Source organism: Pseudobacteroides sp. (assembly GCF_036567765.1).
Taxonomy (GTDB): Bacteria; Bacillota; Clostridia; order Acetivibrionales; family DSM-2933; genus Pseudobacteroides.
Genome location: NZ_DATCTU010000043.1, coordinates 1 through 17816 on the forward strand (window position 1 = coordinate 1; position 17816 = coordinate 17816).

Consider the following 17816-nt stretch of genomic DNA (forward strand, 5'->3'; position numbering starts at 1 on the left):
CAGTATTTATATTTACTTAAATATATTATACTTCTAAAACATAAAAAAGAGAAGTAAAAAAAATTAACATTATTAATTTTATTTCACCGTCAAATTGTCACCTATTTCAAGTCTATACAATAAAAACTTTACTATTATCATTTAATTAATCAAATAATAAATGTAGATTAAAATATTATTAACACTTTAATCTATATTTGTAGATTTTATCGGGAGGAATTTGATACATGAGTGATACCAATGAAAACCAACTCAGTGGAGATAATAATATAAAAACAGTTGATGTAGTTTATTCAAAAGATAAAGACTTTTATAGAGGCGGGAGTGGAGAATTGAGGCTAAAGGCGGAAGGTTTGTTTAAAAAGGCGAAGGAGAAGGGTATATCTATAGAAAGTATAGAAATTAGTGTATTGAGGGAAAATAGAGAAGAGTTTCCAGGTATAGGGGTAATAGAGTTGCCTACATACGTTGTTAAAGTTGTGGGCAAAGACTTGAACACCGGACAAATAATTGTGGACGGAAAGCATTTGGACTTTTTTAATAGGTACCAGAATTATGTTGTAGAAAAAATTGAGGCTAAAAATTATGTTAGGGACGAAACCGGTAGAATATTAAGGGAAAATAATAAGCCCAGAATAAAAAATGATATGGACATAACTTTGACGGACAAGGAAAAATTTTATATCGCCAAGGAATTGATTGATGATAAGGAATTTGGGATTGAGAAGACAATAACAGGTGCTTGTGACAGGGTTATAAGAAAGCTTATGGGTGAAAATGACTGGCTGTTTCCCGGAGAAGTAAGGCTGCTTGATGAAGAGTTTAAAAAAGTTCAGACCAAAATCAGCAGTGCACCGGGTAGCACTGCAGTTAATACAGCACCGGCAGCTGCTCCCAAAGCACCCGAAAATGAGGTGTATGCAGGTAAAAAAGCTACAGCAAGACAGGTTAATTACCTTAAGATGAAAATGAAAACAACGGGGATAGATCCTGATAATGACTCCCTTAGAAAGGAATTTTTAAAACAAGCCGGTTGTGAAAATCAAACTATAGAGGAGCTTAGCATGTCGGATATGAGTAAAATTTTGGATAAGTTCGATAATATTGCGGTAAAGGTAAAAGAATCCATACACTAAACGCATGGGTTTAATTTCCGTTTTATAATTATAAGCCAAATAGTATAATTACATCAAACTATATTAAAAAGGGATAAATCTATCGCATTTAATATAATTAAAAAGTATTATTTCGAAATATTCTAAGCATTGTTGAAAATTATGTATTAAATAGATATAATATGGTTTGATGATAAAGTAATATTGGTTTATACTTGTCTATTTGAAACATATAGGTTAACGAGAACGATAAATGAGGTATACATGAAGGATATAATACTAGCATCTGCGTCGCCGAGGCGCTCGGAGCTCTTGAAAAGGATTGGACTTGAATTTAAGATAATACCATCAGATATTGATGAGGCCAATATAGGTAATTTGGAGCCTGCAAGCTATACAGTCGACCTTGCACGTAAAAAGGCACTCGATATAGCAAATAAAACTAATATCAGTTCACTAATTATAGCAGCGGACACAATAGTGGTAAAAGATGGCATTTTGGGTAAGCCCTCAGACGAGAATGAAGCGTTTGAGATGCTTAAGGTATTACAGGGTCAGTGGCATGAAGTTATAACAGGTGTTTCGGTTATAGATTCGGGTAGCAAAAAGGGTATTACTGACTATGAAAAAACCCTTGTGAAAATGACAAGTTTATCAGATATGGAAATTAAGGCTTACATCAAGTCAGGGGAACCGATGGATAAGGCAGGTTCTTATGGAATTCAGGGCCTTGGGGCCATGATAGTTGAAAGAATTGAAGGGTGTTATTTTAATGTTGTAGGGCTTCCTCTTAACAAATTGAACGTTATGATGAGAAGCTTCGGTGTTAATTTATTGATGGGTGAGATAGGATAAGTAATAGAAAGCAGATTTGGGTTAAATTTGAAGCGGTTATAGGAGGAGAAAAAGTAATGGGCTTATTAGCAAGAGATATAGGTATAGATTTAGGTACGGCGAATACACTTGTACATGTAAAAGGAAAAGGTATTATAGTAAGGGAGCCTTCTGTTGTTGCGGTTAATCAGCGTACAGGCGATATTCTGGCAGTTGGTGATGCGGCAAAAAGCATGATAGGAAGGACTCCGGGCAATATTGTTGCAATCAGGCCTATGAAGGATGGGGTCATTGCAGATTTTGATATTACACAAAGCATGCTCAAGTACTTTATTAAAAGGGCCATGTCAAAGGGATTGTTTAGCAAACCAAGGGTCGTTATCTGTGTACCGTCAGGAGTGACTGAAGTAGAAAAGAGGGCCGTAGAGGAAGCAACAATCCAAGCAGGAGCGAAGGAGGCTTACCTTATTGAGGAGCCTATGGCTGCCGCTATTGGTGCCAATTTGCCGGTTGAGGAGCCTTCAGGCAGTATGGTTGTGGATATAGGAGGAGGAACAAGCGAGGTAGCGGTAATATCCCTTGGAGGTATTGTGACAAGCAAATCTTTAAGAATAGCCGGTGATGAATTGGATGAAGCAATTGTTCATTATATAAAAAAAGAATACAATCTTATGATAGGCGAGCGTACTGCAGAGGAAATAAAAATGAACATAGGAGCTGCCTATTTAAAGCCAAAGGACGAATCAATGGAGATTAGAGGCAGGGACCTAATAACGGGCTTGCCCAAAAACATAAAAATTACATCATCTGAGATTACCGAAGCTATTAAGGAGCCCATCAATTCCATTGTGGACTCTATAAAATATACCCTCGAGAAGACACCGCCGGAGCTTGCTGCTGATATAATGGACAGGGGAATTACATTGACAGGTGGGGGAGCACTATTGAGTGGACTTGACAGGCTTATAAGGGAAGAGACGGGAATGCCTGTTTCTGTGGCAGAAAGTCCTCTGGATTGTGTTGCTATAGGTTCCGGCAAGGTTTTGGATGAAATTGAAACACTGAAAAAGGTCCTTATTTCTCCTAAAAAATTGAAATAATATATTTTGGGAATAAAAGGCATTTCATGTTTGTATGAAGGGGGGGCGTTATGTGTTACGCCTTTTAAAGAAAAAACCTTTTTTGCTTTTAATAGTTACTTTAGTTTTGTTTATTGTTATGGGGGTTACTTCACAAACTAACAGCAAGCTTAGTTGGTTTAGTAATCTCTTTAATACCATCGTATCACCGGTTCAAAATGTGCTGTCATTCAGCGGCAGTAAAGTTGACAGAACCTTATCTTTTTTTAACGATAATAAAGCCATCAGGGAAGAAAACGACAAGCTTAAGGAGAGGGTTGTCCAACTGGAAAAGGAAGTTGAAGGCCTTAAAGAATTGAAGACAAAGAATGATTTGCTGATAGAGGCTTTGAATCTTAAAAACCAGTTGAAAGAGTTTGACTATATAAGCTCCAACATAATTGCAAAGGATGCAGGCAATTGGTTTAACGTATTTACAATAGATAAGGGAAGCAACAATCAAGTTAATAAAGACAGTGTTGTTGTTGCAAGTAAGGGCCTTGTAGGAAGAGTGTTGGTATCAGGACCTATCTCGGCCAAGGTTATTTCAGTTATTGACATTGACAGTACTGTAAGTGCAAGACTTACAAAGACCAGAGACCTTGTTGAAGTAAAAGGAGATATTTCACTGAGGGATCAGGGACTATGTAAAATGTACAACATTTCTCCAGGAATTGATATCGCAGTTGGAGACAGCGTTGAGACATCAGGAATAGGAGGAATATTTCCTAAGGGGATTACAATCGGAAAAGTCAAGGAAATCAGACAGATAAATAATGAGCTTGACAGATATGCTATAATAGAGCCGGTTGTTGATTTTAGGAGGCTTGAGGATGTTTTTGTGCTTAGGAGTAAAAAATAATTTTTACAGGTAACTAATATGAGGTCACGTATAACTATTGCAGTATCAGGCATTTGTATAGCCATATTGCTGCAGACAACCATTTTGGAATATATAACTATAAATAATATTAAGCCTAATCTGATGCTGATATTCATTGTAAGCATTGCCTTGCTCCGTGGAAACATTGAAGGAGCTGTAACCGGTTTTTTCGGGGGACTTATGCAGGATATAGTTTCAGGAAAGGTAATAGGATTCTATGCTTTGTTAGGGATGTACCTGGGGCTTGTAGTGGGTTCTTTGAACAAAAGGATATACCGTGATAATGTTTTTGTGGCATTGTTTTTTTCTTTCTGTGCCAGCGTGGCTTATGAAACCTTAGTCTATTTATTAGGTATTTTTCTTAAAGGACATACCGACTTTTTATACTCTTTTACAAATAAAATAATTCCAGAGGCACTGTACAATACTGCTGTTACCATCATTTTATTCTATATAGTAGTAAGGCTGGACAGAAGGTTTAACAGAACAAAGAAATCTTTAAGGAAGTATTAGTTTAGAGGTTTTATAAAAAAATAAAATAAGGTGATATCTATGAAAGAATTTTTTAAAGACAGGTATAATATTCTGGCAATCTTTTTTATATTGTTCGGGGCTGTAATTGTGGTTCAATTGGTAAATCTCCAGATTATTAACGGTAAAAAGTACGATGAAGAATCCCAGAGAAAATTGCCAAATGTGAGGCGTGTATCTGCACCAAGGGGTAATATTGAGGACAGGTATGGGGTTCCTCTTGCTGTTAACAGGGTTGGTTACACGATTCAGATAATTAAGACAAAAATGGATGCAGAAGAAAGGGATCAGATGCTTTTAAAGCTTGTCAATATTTTTGAAAAGAATGGAGACAACTATGACAAAAGCCTGGAGAAATATCTTACCATAAAGCCTTTTGCATTCGGGTCTGCAATCAATAAGTCGGAAAAGAGACTTGGAAGCTGGAAAAAGGATATGGATCCAAACAAAAAGAATGCTGACTTAATGTCTACTCCTGAAGGAACATTCAAGTTTTTAAGAAAAAAGTTTGAAATTGATGAGAAGTACTCTATGGAGGATGCATACAAGATAATGTGCATGAGGTACGAAATGCTTATAAGGGGATATACATCCCTGACATCATTAAGCTTGGCTAAGGATGTCAGCAGGGAAACTGTTGCAGAGATAGAAGAGAGGCATCAAGAGTTTCCAGGTGTCTATACAGACGTTGAAACATTTAGAAAGTATACAATGGGAGAAACAGCGGGCCATGTAATCGGTTTTGTAAGAAAAATGAATGAGGAAGAATATAGCAAGCTTAAGGAAGAAGGCTACAGACAGGATGAAGTGGTAGGAAAGTCAGGCATTGAAGCCTTTGCAGAGCCGTATCTACGAGGAAAAGACGGGCAGAAGAAGATTGAAGTGGATATAGCGGGCAGACTGACAGAGGAGTTGGAGACCAATCCTGCTATGCCAGGCAGTACAGTAAAGCTTACACTGGACATGAATTTACAAAGAGTAGCAATGGAGTCCATTGAGAGGAATTTGGAGATAATAAGAAGCCAGGCTGACGGTAAGAAGAATTTCGGCGATGCCAAGACAGGATCTGCCGTAGCCATGGATGTAAATACCGGTGAGATCCTTGCCATGGCAAGCTATCCAAGCTATGATCCGTCCAACTTTATTGCAAAGCCTGATGATAAGGAAGCACAAAAGAAAATTCAAGAGTATTATGATGATAAAAAATTCGAGCTTGCAAAGTTGTCGCCTACACTGAATAGGGTTATCAACGGGCGTTATGCTCCGGGATCGACTTTTAAGCCTCTTACGGCCATTGCGGGATTAGAGTCAAGTGCAATTTCACCACAAAGAAATATAATAAACGACGACGGTAAGTATACAATAGATGGCTGGGAGTTTAAATGCCTTGAGCGTAAATACGGCCATGGAGATCTTACCTTAAAGAGTGCTATGGAGACTTCATGCAATATCTATTTTGAGAAGCTTGGAGTTATGACAGGTATAGATAATATCAGTAAATGGGGATCCATGTTTGGTTTGGGTAGAAAAACCGGTATAGATCTAAAGGATGAATCTAAAGGCGTTCTTGCATCAAGGGAATATAAAAAATCTGACGAGTTTAAGCGTAACTACGGAAGAATTGAAGATTGGTGGAAAGCAGATACCGCCCAGGCATCCATTGGTCAGATATACAATTCCTTTACTCCACTTCAGTTGGTAAACTATATTGGAGCAATAGCAAATGGCGGTAAGCTCATGCGACCGCACCTTATCAAGAAGGTTGTCAAGTACGACGGATCAACGGTAATGGAAAATAAGCCGGACTACACAAAGATACCCATTAAGAAGGAGAACCTTGATCTTGTCATAGAGGGTATGAAAGCCGTAACAATGCAGGAAGGTGGTACTGCGGTATCTGCATTCAGGAATTTTCCGATAGAGGTTGCCGGTAAAACGGGTACTGCGGAAACCGGTTATGAAAAAACAAAATCATCCAATGCATTGTTTGTTTGCTTTGCCCCGGCAGATAAGCCGCAGATTGCGATTGCTGTCGTCGTAGAGCATGGTGCGTGGGGGGCTAATACTGCTCCCATTGCAATAGATATAATGAAAGAATATTTTAATCTCTCAGGTGCATCAAGATCGGATGACAAATTAAAAACAAACCAGATTGAGTTTACTCGCTAGGTTTAAATGTCTTGAACTTAACGAAATAATAGAAAAATATAAAGTGTTTTGATATAATTTAAAAGTTGAATGATTATTTTTTATTAAAACTGTCGGGGGTATCATGGATGGAGGAAAGCAGTGTAATATTTAAGGGTACAGTAAACGGGCTCACGGTTATACTTAAAGAGGATGAGGTTTTTGGAAATATTTACACACAAATGGAAAAAAAGATAGCTTTAGCGGGGAAATTTTTCAAGGGTGCCATACTTGATGTAAGATACAGAGGCAGAAGTCTTTCAAAGGATGAAGAGGCAAAGCTTTTAGAACTTTTAACATCCAAAAGCGGTGCCAAAATCAAAAGTTTCAGCCGTGAAACCGAGCAGCAGGTACAGGCTAAGGAGTCTAAGCCAAAGCCCTTAAACAAGGTAGAAATTAAAAAGTTTTTATTTTTTAAAGGTATTGATGAGGGTGTTTGCAGATTTCACAAGGGTACTCTTAGATCAGGCCAACTAGTAAGCTTTGACGGAAACATAATAGTGCTTGGGGATGTTAACCCGGGGGCAGAGGTGATTGCAGCGGGAAATGTTATTGTTATGGGTTCCCTGAGAGGAATAGTTCATGCAGGTGCAGACGGAAATAAGGAGGCTGTAGTTGCGGCACTTAATCTGCAGCCGACGCAACTGAGAATTGCCGATGTAATAACAAGACCTCCTGATGAAAAGGAAGCTGTAACAACATTTATTCCTGAAATTGCTTATATCAAGGATAATACAGTCTATATCGAAAGATATTTACCTCAGCATAAATAAAGGATAATACCTGATTGACAAAACCTAAAAAGAAATATATATTTTTAATATGGGTGTTTTGTGTTCATATCATTTTAATTAATTTTGAGATTTAGTAATAACATTTTAGTCATTACTTGTCACATTTCAATATAATCTAATATTTTAAGGTAGCATATTAAAGAGATAATTTCCTTAAAGAGGGTTATATAAAGTGCTTTATTTTTACTTAATTAAATAGCGACTTTCAAGGATATTATTTTAGGGGGATATATTAATGGGTGAGGTTATTGTAATTACTTCCGGTAAAGGTGGAGTAGGCAAGACTACTACCACTGCAAATATTGGTACTGGATTGGCGATTAAAGGTAAAAAAGTAGTATTGGTGGATACTGATATAGGACTTAGAAATCTTGATGTTGTAATGGGATTGGAAAATAGAATTGTTTATGATTTAGTGGATGTTGTCGAGGGTACATGCAGAGTAAAGCAGGCTTTAATCAAGGACAAGCGTTATGACGGGCTTTATCTCCTGCCTGCTGCACAAACCAGGGACAAGTCAGCAGTTAATCCGGAGCAGATGATGAAGCTTTGTGATGAACTGAGGGCAGAATTTGATTTTATTATAGTGGATTGTCCTGCAGGAATTGAGCAGGGGTTTAAAAATGCAATAGCTGGTGCAAACAGAGCTATTGTTGTTACAACACCTGAGGTTTCGGCTGTAAGGGACGCCGACAGAATAATAGGGCTTTTGGAAGCAAACGAGCTTAGAAATCCAAAATTACTCATTAACAGAGTAAGAATTGATATGGTTAAGCGCGGAGACATGATGACAATTGATGATATTGTTGACATACTTGCCATAGATATAATCGGGGTTGTCCCTGATGATGAAAAGGTGGTAGTTTCCACCAATAGAGGGGAGCCCGCTGTAAATGATGCAAAGTCATTAGCAGGTGAAGCTTATAGGAATATTACAAAAAGAATTTTAGGCGAGGATATTCCTTTGCTTAATTTGGATACAGATGAGGGTTTTGTTGTTAGGCTTAAAAAACTTTTAGGCTTAAAAGCTAATTAAAGGGAGGGAAACATATGTTATTGGATTTGGCAAAGTTGTTTGGTAGATCAAAAACATCAAAAGATGTTGCAAAAGAGAGATTAAAACTCGTTTTGATTCACGACAGGGCGAATGTTTCTCCTCAGTTTCTTGAAATGGTAAAAGGTGAAATAATCAAAGTAATTCAAAACTATATGGAAATTGATGAGGGTGCTTTAGATTTGCAGATTACCAGAACGAAAGGCGATGATGGAGATAGTGTTGTTCCTGCATTGGTTGCCAATATACCCATTAGAAATGTAAAAAATAGTGGAAAATAATTAACGGGTAGCATAATATATAATAAAATTAACTACAGCATTTCAAAACATTTTAACTGCATTAGTCACTGATTCAACGCAAAATTATATGGATGGTACAGTTTAATGAATATAGCATTAATAGCCAATGATTCTAAAAAAGAACTCATGGTAGCATTCTGTATAGCTTATAAAGGGATTTTGCAATCACATAACCTGATTGCAACAGGCACAACAGGGTCGACCATCATGGAGCAAACAGGGTTAAACATCAATATGTGTGCACCCGGACTCTTAGGAGAACAACAAATAGCTGCGAGAGTAGCATATAATGAGATTGATCTTGTAATTTTTTTGAGGGATCCCATAGGCCCCAAATCTCATGAGCCGGACATAACATTACTCTTACAGCACTGTGATACAAATAACATACCATTTGCTACGAATGTTGCTACTGCCGAGATGTTGATTAAGAGTCTTGACAGAGGAGATTTAGCCTGGAGGGAACTCATAAATCCAAGTTATTGATAAATTCTAAATTCAAAATAACCGACTGGAATAATAGCCAAATGCATTGGCTGTCATTCAGTCGGTTATTTTAGTTTCCCATGACAACCATCAATGTTGCAAAATCACTTCATGATTTTGTTATTCAAAGTAATATATTTTTTGAGAAACTAATATAATTTAAAAGAATCGGATTAGCAGATATACCACATTTAAAATTCAAAAAATATTTACTTTAAGGATGAGAATAAATGGATAATACTACAGCAAGAGGAACTTATCAACGCAGAAGTACATATAACAGAAAAAAGAAAAAGAATAGTGAAAACAGCAAGTTAACTTTCACTATTTTCAAGCAATTGATTATATCGTTTTTGATATTTTTACTGGTAAGCATTGCTATGAGTTTTGATACACCCATAACTGATTTTTTAGCAGACAAGGTGAGCTACGTTATGGAGTATGATGTTAAGATGGATGATATATTCGGCAAAATAAATTCATTCACCGATATGCTGAAGAAAAATACTATCCAGAAGGAATCACAGGGGGAAGGGAGTAATGATCAAAAGGATCAGGATGCTATTGATATAAGCAGTACTGAAGAAGACTCGGTTCCGGCAAGTGCTCCTATATATCCGTTTGAATATGACGATTCCTCCAAAATTGATTACGGTGGAATAATTGAAGAATATGAACTTGATATTCAGGAAGAGAAAAAACCAAATACGGCAGAAGGAAATAATCAAGATGGGAATACAGAAAAAAGTCTGCCAAAGGTTAATGAAAAGTCATCTATCAAAAACACAAACAAAACAAATGTAAAATTCATGGTACCTGCTAGCGGTCCTTTGGGATCTGAATTTGGAGATAGGATTCATCCTATCAAGGGTAAGGTAGAAATGCATAAAGGCATAGACATTAAAGCAAATCATGGTGTTGCGATAAAAGCGGCAATGGCAGGAAAGGTTATAGAAGCGGGTCCTAATTCTTCTTTTGGAAATATGGTAAAAATTGATCACCAGAATGGATATATTACCCTTTATGCACACTGTTCTGTAATAGTTACAAAAAAAGGCAATATGGTTAAGCAGGGGGAAATTATTTCGAAGGTGGGAAGTACAGGTACTTCTACAGGACCACATTTGCATTTTGAGATTTGGAAAAACGGCACACCTGTAAATCCATTAGATTACGTAAAAATCGGCTAATTAAATGATATCGATAAATAATAGTGTTATATCTCTGGTAAAAAAGGTAAAAATAGATTTTCTGTTTTTGATTACAATAACCATTATGGTTGTTTGCGGATACGCAGAAGAATACATTGCGGCCTATCTTTCCATGCTGCTGCATGAGCTAGGTCATACTTTTCCAGCAATGTTTTTTGGGAATTCTATCAGTTTTATTAAGATATCACCCTTTGGGTTGAAGGCAGAAATAGAAGGTAAAAACACAAGGACTGAAAGAATTATCATTTATATATGCGGGCCATTAACAAATATACTTTTATTCATAATTTCTGTTATAATTGCTAACACTTTTCCATATCATAAATCTATATTTACATTAATCGCTTACCTCAATATTAGCCTTGCAGTGTTCAACCTTCTGCCTGTCATGCCGTTAGACGGAGGAAGAATTGTTTTTGAGCTGACTTCTGCAAGAATGGGTAGCTTTAAAGCACATAGTTACATATGTTGTGTTTCCTATGTGTTATCGGTATTTTTTATAATACTAGGTTGTGTACTTGTTTCATACAGTTTGGTAAATTTTAGCCTTATATTGATCGGTATTTTTATATTTGGTGAGCTGAAGAGTTTTAAAAAGGAGGTAGCAATTATGAATATGAAGGATGTTATATATAGAAGATCTAGACTATTAAAAAAAGGTATATATCCGGCCAGAGACCTGGTTGTTGTTAAAACCATGCGTATGGGAGATATTATAAGGAATTTGGATTTTGACAGGTTTCACATAATTCATGTTCTGGATGAAGATCTGAAGCTTCTTAAGGTATTTACAGAACAGGATATTATGGACGGTGTGATAAAACACAGTGGGGATATGACATTTGAAGAATTCATTATTGCAGATGATTAGACTTACGTCATTACATATATAATTGGGGGAATTCAATTGTTTCAGCAGGCAAACAAAATGGCCTATCCGTTTGGATAGGCCATTTTGTTATAGGCCTGCGTTTTTAAGTATCTCTGAACTGGATTTGGGCCTGTTCATAGTATATAAATGAATTCCATCAGCACCATTATCAATAAGGTCACGTATCTGTATGCTTGCATACTCTATACCTGCTTTTAACAGGTCATCCGGGTTATCCTGATATTTATCAAGCATCATTACCAGCTTGGCAGGTATTGAACAGCCGCTTTTAGCTGTCATGGCTTTTATTCTGGAGCTGAATATAGGCATTATTCCAGCTGCTATAGGGCACTTTATCCCAATTGTTGCGGCTCTTTCCTGAAATTCGTAATACAGCCTGTTATCAAAGAAAAGCTGCGTCACAAGGAAATCAACTCCAGCATCAGTTTTATGTTTAAGGTTGATCATATCATCCTTGATTTTACTACATTCGGGATGCCCCTCAAGATAAGCTGCGGCGGCTATGCAAAGATCATTATGCCTGCTTCTGATATGGGATATAAGCTCAGAAGCATACTTGAAGCTATTTTTGCTGAAATCAAAGTCGGGTTGGTCGGCTGGGGGATCACCTCTAAGGGCTAAAATATTTTTTATATTGTTTTCAATCAATGAGTCAACTATAAAATCTATTTCTTCAATAGTGTGGCCTACACATGTTAAATGAGCCATGCTTTCTATGTTATATGTATTTTTTATATTGGAAGAAATTTCTATAGTCCTGTCTTTCTGACTGCCGCCTGCTCCGTATGTAACACTTATATAGTCGGGCCCAAGGGCTTTGAACTTTTCAAGTGCATCAAAAATAGTGTCAAGAGGGGTATCAAGCTTTGGCGGAAATATTTCAAAGGAAACAATCGGCTTTTTGTCATTGAATAAATCAATTAGTTTCATCGTGACCTCCAGAATGCAATTAAAGTGATTAATCTATTAGAAAAATATTTATTCTAACTATTAACTATTATAACACAAGTATAAATTCTGTCAAGTTTAATTATATTCATTTATATACAACTAAATTAACTCTAATTATATTTATGCACTGGGAGCGATTCTGAAATTCATAAATAGGGATTATGGACTATAAAAAGATAGTACTTACATGGTTAATAAATGATAGCAATGAATTATTAATGAAATGCTGCATATCTGGTAAGATTGAATTATGGGTAAAAAAAGGGAAGTTATATGAAGTCATATATAAGGGTGTGAAAAGAGATATGAATATTAAATTTTTAAAAAGCAAAAAAGGTGTCTCTGTAATTATATTTTCTATTGCACTTACTGTTGTTCTTGGCATGAGTGCGGTTGTTGTTGATATAGGTAATGTGGCGATTGGCAGGCAGAAGCTGCAAAATGCAGTGGATTCCGCAGCTTTAGCAGCAGTTCAAGAATTGCCGAACAGAGACAAGGCAAAGGATGTTGTTGATGATTACATAACAAAAAACGGATTTACAATAGATGATGTTAAAGTTACCTTTTCTGATGACAGCACAGAGCTGTTGATAGAGGGCAACAAGAATATTAATTATTTATTTGCCCGTTTTCTAGGGTTAAAGGGGAAAAGTACCAAATGCAGTGCAACGGCATTGACAGGAAACATAGGCCAGGCACTGGATTATGTTTTGTTCTCGGGTAGCACCGCCACTAACCTTATTATCAACGGGTCTCAAATGTACGTTAATGGAAATTCCCATACAAATGCAGGTTTTATAGCAAATGGATCCAAGCAAACTATAACGGGAGACTGTGAAGCGGTAAAGAGAGTTGTTGTAAATGGTAGTCAAATGGAAATTAATAAAAAGGTTTCTAATGCTCCCTATGTAGATATGCCTGATTTTTCAGAGGCTATAAGAGTACAGGCTGAGAAAAGCGGAAGATATTACAGTTCAAATAAAGAGTTTTCGGGTTCTCATTTAAATGTAGATGAGCCAATATATGTTGACGGAGATTTAACAGTGAACGGCAGTCATTTCAAAGGAAAGGGCTGTATTTTGGTAACAGGCAATATAACCTTTAACGGTAGTAATCTGTATGACTCAACAAAGGATTCGGTGTGTTTTTATTCTAAAAATGGAAATATAACCATTAACGGTTCCAATATAAATCTAAACGGTATTGTGTATGCTCCTAACGGAAGTATTACAATGAATGGATCAAATCAGACCATAATGGGCAGGGTAATAGGTAAAACACTGGTGTTTAACGGAAGCCACCTGACTGTTGATGGAGCGGATGCCAACATGGGAGGGATACCTTCAAAAGGTGCAAGACTTGTTCATTAAAAACTTGGAATAAAAGAAAATATATTGTATAATATAGCTACATCATTATCATTATGCTTGATATTTATATCAAGCATAATTTTTTATGTCTAGGAAGTTATAGTGTATTCTACACCGCAAATGTATATTAAAAGTAAATGGAATTGTTTAATAACTCAGGAGGCGATTGTTATGAATGGTAACAAGGCGAAGTACGTGGGCAATTTTGTTGTTTTATTTGCTTTTTTACTGCAATGCATTACTCAATCCAGTGGTAGTATAAGTTTTGCGGATGTACTACAGGTTGAAGCCTATGTAGAAGAAAAAGCTAACCAAGCGATTAAGGACAATGTTTTAAGCCATGTGTCAATAACACAGGATGAAACATGGACAAAGGAGAACGGCCCATATGTGATAGAGGAAGAATTGATTATTGAACAAAATGTCAGTCTAAATATTGCAAAGGGTACAATAATAAAGCTTAAACCTAATGCGAAAATAACAATTTTTGGAAATGTGTTTGCTAACACAGGTGGAATTGATAACCATATAGTTTTTTCATCTTATGCCGATAAAAATGATGGGAGCACACTAAAGACCGAGGACTATTGGGACAGCATATTAATTGCAGAGGGTGGGTCCTTTGATGGCATAGGAATAACATTTAGAAACGGGAAATCCCCCATAATTGTATCGGGGCAGCTGCAGCTGAATGATTCGTTGGTAGAAAGCTCTTTGTTGGAAGGCATAAAGGTTAATAATACAGGAACTTTTAATGGCGTTAATGTAGAAATCCGCGATTGTTATCTCTTGGGGGAAATTATTCCAACACCAACTTTGACTAATACACCAACTTATACAAACACTCCAACCTGGACAAATACTCCAACTTCGACAAATACTCCAACATCAACAATTACACCAACTTCAACCAAAATGCCAACTTGGACAAACACTCCAGCTTCCACGCCAAAATGCACACCAAAATGTACACCAATATGCACAAAGAGTAGAAAACCCACACCAATATGCAAGCCAACAAGCACATGCTATTCCTCAAATTATTATTCCAAATACATATTTGAATTAATAAGCTTTATAGACGTTTTCATGGAGCTGGATAGTATATGTGCTAAAGATCAGGGAGATAAAGCAAAATATTATATAAACTTCACTAAAGGGTGTATAAAACCAACTCCGACACCAAAGCCTAGCCATACACCGACAAGCAAGCCAACAAAAACGCCAACACCAACATCAACATCAACACCAACATCAACATCAACACCAACACCAACACCAACATCAGCACAAACTCTAACACCAACACTAACACAAACTCCGATGCCAACACCCACACCAACTGAACCTGGAAAAGATCAAGTGCCTGGTCAGAGTGCACTCTACAGTGATGGGTTTATTAACCTAACCGACTGTAAGGTGAAAAATATTGATGGAGCAGGTATTATTGTAAATGAAACAGGAACATTATACATGGCTCAAAGTGAGATAGAAAACTGTAAATTTGGTATAATATCCAGAGGGCATTTAAGTGTGATTCTTACAAACTTTACCAATTTGGATGTTGGGGTTTACACAGACTCCATGGAGGGTGGAAATATTTCCCTAAGCAATTTTTATCGGAATCGGCTATATGCTGTTTATAATAATACTCAAATCCAGATGATTGCACAGTACAACTATTGGGATTCACCACAGGGACCTTCTGTGTACAATTCTGAAACAGGCACGTGGATGGGAGAAGGAACCAGGATATGGGGTGAAATTGAATACTCTGATTGGGCTTTGGAAGCTAATAATTTATAGCATTAACAAATCAAAAATAACAAGGAGGCTTAATAATGAAAGAAATATTTTTTAACGCAGATCATTCGCCTATAGGAGCTTTTTCAAGCTTTACCCTAGGTTATCCAGGAGCAAAGGGAGGGCTTGGCATGGAGCTTGGCAAACCTGCAGACCAGAATGTTTTTATAGGACTGCAGACTGCTGATGGCAAATACTATGAAGCACTTCCTTTTTTTGATTATTCTGAGGACGAAAGCAAAAGGTTTGATATAGAGAAGTTGGAACAGGGTGATAAGCCCAGTGTTTTGGTATGGTTTGACAAGAACTGCGTTACAAGGCAATTTAATCTTGCAACAGATACATGGAATGCAGGGGACCTTGAGTTTAAAATATATTCCCCTATAAGGTCGGTTCCAGATCCTGAAAAGAGCATTGATATGGAAATGAAAAAAGCAATTGTGCCTGCAGTTTTTGCTGAGGTTACTGTTGATAATACTGGAAATAAAAATTGGCGAAGGGTTTTTATAGGGTATAAAGCCAGCATACCGAATTCAGGAATGAGAAAGATTTATATAAATGATGGACAAATATGCGGGGTAGGAGAGGGACGAAATACGGCGATAGTTTCAAAAGGGGAAAATGTAAGGGTTGCTAATGGCTTCAGTATGGAGGATATATTGGGAAACCAACTTGTTGAAAATTGGACCATGACCCTTGGCAATTGTGGAGCACTCATTTTGGATATACCTCCTGGGCAAAAGGTTACATTTCCGGTGGCTATATGCTTTTATAGGGATGGAATTGTTACTACAGGCATAGATGCAGCTTATTATTATACAAAGTTCTTTAGGAATCTGGAGGATGTAGCGGAATTTACCATGAATAATTTTAATGATTTGGTTGATGCATGTAAAGAGGATGAAAAGCTTATTGAAGGCTATAATTTACCGGATGCTAAAAAATTTATGCTGTGCCAAGCTGCAAGAAGCTATTATGCCAGCACAGAGTTTCTCTGTTATAACGGTAAGCCCTTGTGGGTAGTAAATGAGGGTGAATACAGAATGATGAACACTTTGGATCTCACTGTGGATATGCTGTTTTATGAGCTTAGAATGAATCCATGGACTGTAAGAAACGTACTTGATATGTTTTCTGAAAGGTATTCATATGAAGATACTTTAAGATTTCCTAATGATAATAAGGAATTTCCAGGGGGGATAAGTTTTACTCATGATATGGGGGTAATAAACAATTTCTCCAGACCGGGTTACTCTTCATACGAAATGTACGGGAAAACAGGATGCTTCTCGCACATGACCCACGAAGAGCTGGTAAACTGGTGCTGTTGTGCCTTTGGTTATTATAACGCCACAAATGACCTTAAATGGATGGATAAAAATATAGATTTGCTTAAGTCCTGCTTCCAGAGCATGGTTAACAGGGATGCACCTGATGCAGGCGAAAGGGATGGTATAATGAGCCTTGACAGCTCTAGAACCATGGGCGGAGCTGAAATAACAACCTATGACAGTTTGGATGCATCATTAGGGCAGGCGAGGAATAATGTATATATGGCGGGTAAGTGCTGGGCATTGTATGTGCTTTTTGACAGCCTTTTCAATGAAAGAGGCATGATGGATTTTGCAGAATTAGCAAAAGCTCAGGCAAGAAAATGTGTTGATACAATAATTAAAAATAGTGACAAAAAAGATTATATTCCTGCTATAATTGGAGAAGGAATAGAAGCAGCAATTATTCCGGCAGTGGAAGGCTTGATTTTTCCATATATTGCTGGTTTGAAAGATGTAGTTTCCGAGAATGGTCCTTATGGTGATTATATAAAGCTGCTAAAGAAACATATAAAAGCTGTTATGAAGCCTGGGATATGTATTTTTGAAGATGGTGGCTGGAAGATATCATCAACCAGTAATAACTCCTGGCCTAGTAAAATTTATTTATGCAAGTTTATAATAAGTGATATATTGGATATTGACGCAGACAGCTTTTCAAAGGATGCGGATGAAGTGCATAAGTCGTGGCTCTTAAGGGGAGAGAATGCATATTGGTGCTTCAGTGATCAGTTTATATTAGGGGAAGCAATAGGCAGCAAATATTATCCAAGAGGTGTGACAAACATACTCTGGCTTTATAAAAAATAATAGCTTTTGGCGTAAAAAAATGTAATAAGACTGCTGAAAAATTTCACTTGGAAGATTTACTGACAAAGTTATCAACAGAGATATTAAGATAAATAAAGTTGTACACATACTTATCAACATTATCCACAGGTAATTTGGGGAATA

At 36.9% G+C, this 17816-nt stretch carries 16 protein-coding genes; 15 read left to right on the top strand and 1 reads right to left on the bottom strand.

Features of this window, described 5'->3' with window-relative positions:
* Positions 1–227 precede the first annotated feature (227 nt).
* From VIO64_RS07430 to VIO64_RS07485, 12 genes are all read left to right on the top strand, one after another.
* Positions 228–1136, top strand: a complete 909-nt coding sequence (locus tag VIO64_RS07430) for a hypothetical protein (protein WP_331916708.1) — start codon at positions 228–230, stop codon at positions 1134–1136.
* 243 nt (positions 1137–1379) lie between these two features.
* A complete protein-coding gene (locus VIO64_RS07435) occupies positions 1380–1970 on the top strand; it encodes a Maf family protein (RefSeq protein ID WP_331916710.1) in 591 nt (196 codons plus the stop codon).
* Between the two features lie 56 nt (positions 1971–2026).
* Complete coding sequence (locus tag VIO64_RS07440; protein WP_331916712.1) at positions 2027–3049, top strand: rod shape-determining protein; 1023 nt, start codon at positions 2027–2029, stop codon at positions 3047–3049.
* Positions 3050–3101: 52 nt separating this feature from the next.
* The gene (mreC, locus tag VIO64_RS07445) at positions 3102–3929 is read left to right on the top strand and encodes a rod shape-determining protein MreC (RefSeq protein WP_331916714.1); all 828 of its coding nucleotides are present in this window, start codon (positions 3102–3104) and stop codon (positions 3927–3929) included.
* 18 nt (positions 3930–3947) lie between these two features.
* A complete protein-coding gene (gene mreD / locus VIO64_RS07450; RefSeq protein WP_331916716.1) occupies positions 3948–4463 on the top strand; it encodes a rod shape-determining protein MreD in 516 nt (171 codons plus the stop codon).
* 39 nt (positions 4464–4502) lie between these two features.
* Positions 4503–6650, top strand: coding sequence for a penicillin-binding protein 2 (gene mrdA, locus VIO64_RS07455; RefSeq protein WP_331916718.1), 2148 nt, complete (start codon positions 4503–4505; stop codon positions 6648–6650).
* A gap of 107 nt (positions 6651–6757) precedes the next feature.
* Positions 6758–7441: a septum site-determining protein MinC gene (gene minC, locus VIO64_RS07460; RefSeq protein WP_331916720.1), complete on the top strand. Its 684-nt coding sequence runs from the start codon at positions 6758–6760 to the stop codon at positions 7439–7441.
* A 256-nt stretch (positions 7442–7697) separates the two neighbouring features.
* Positions 7698–8498: a septum site-determining protein MinD gene (minD, locus tag VIO64_RS07465; protein WP_331916722.1), complete on the top strand. Its 801-nt coding sequence runs from the start codon at positions 7698–7700 to the stop codon at positions 8496–8498.
* Between the two features lie 14 nt (positions 8499–8512).
* Positions 8513–8797, top strand: a complete 285-nt coding sequence (minE, locus tag VIO64_RS07470) for a cell division topological specificity factor MinE (protein WP_331916724.1) — start codon at positions 8513–8515, stop codon at positions 8795–8797.
* A 105-nt stretch (positions 8798–8902) separates the two neighbouring features.
* Positions 8903–9304: a methylglyoxal synthase gene (locus VIO64_RS07475; protein ID WP_331916726.1), complete on the top strand. Its 402-nt coding sequence runs from the start codon at positions 8903–8905 to the stop codon at positions 9302–9304.
* A gap of 230 nt (positions 9305–9534) precedes the next feature.
* A complete protein-coding gene (locus tag VIO64_RS07480; RefSeq protein WP_331916728.1) occupies positions 9535–10494 on the top strand; it encodes a M23 family metallopeptidase in 960 nt (319 codons plus the stop codon).
* Positions 10495–10498: 4 nt separating this feature from the next.
* Entirely contained in the window at positions 10499–11386 is an 888-nt protein-coding gene (locus VIO64_RS07485) for a M50 family metallopeptidase (protein WP_331916730.1), read from the top strand.
* 87 nt (positions 11387–11473) lie between these two features.
* Here VIO64_RS07485 and metF read toward each other — a convergent pair whose 3' ends face one another.
* Positions 11474–12337 carry a methylenetetrahydrofolate reductase [NAD(P)H] gene (gene metF / locus VIO64_RS07490; RefSeq protein WP_331916732.1) on the bottom strand — a complete coding sequence of 288 codons (864 nt, stop codon included), beginning with the start codon at positions 12335–12337 and terminating at the stop codon, positions 11474–11476.
* A 326-nt stretch (positions 12338–12663) separates the two neighbouring features.
* Here metF and VIO64_RS07495 point away from each other — a divergent pair, with 326 nt between their 5' ends.
* From VIO64_RS07495 to VIO64_RS07505, 3 genes are all read left to right on the top strand, one after another.
* Entirely contained in the window at positions 12664–13728 is a 1065-nt protein-coding gene (locus VIO64_RS07495; RefSeq protein WP_331916734.1) for a Tad domain-containing protein, read from the top strand.
* Positions 13729–13899: 171 nt separating this feature from the next.
* Positions 13900–15534 (top strand): hypothetical protein, encoded by a 1635-nt coding sequence (locus VIO64_RS07500; protein ID WP_331916736.1) that lies wholly within the window; start codon positions 13900–13902, stop codon positions 15532–15534.
* Between the two features lie 35 nt (positions 15535–15569).
* Positions 15570–17672 carry a glycoside hydrolase family 52 protein gene (locus tag VIO64_RS07505; protein WP_331916738.1) on the top strand — a complete coding sequence of 701 codons (2103 nt, stop codon included), beginning with the start codon at positions 15570–15572 and terminating at the stop codon, positions 17670–17672.
* Positions 17673–17816: the final 144 nt, after the last annotated feature.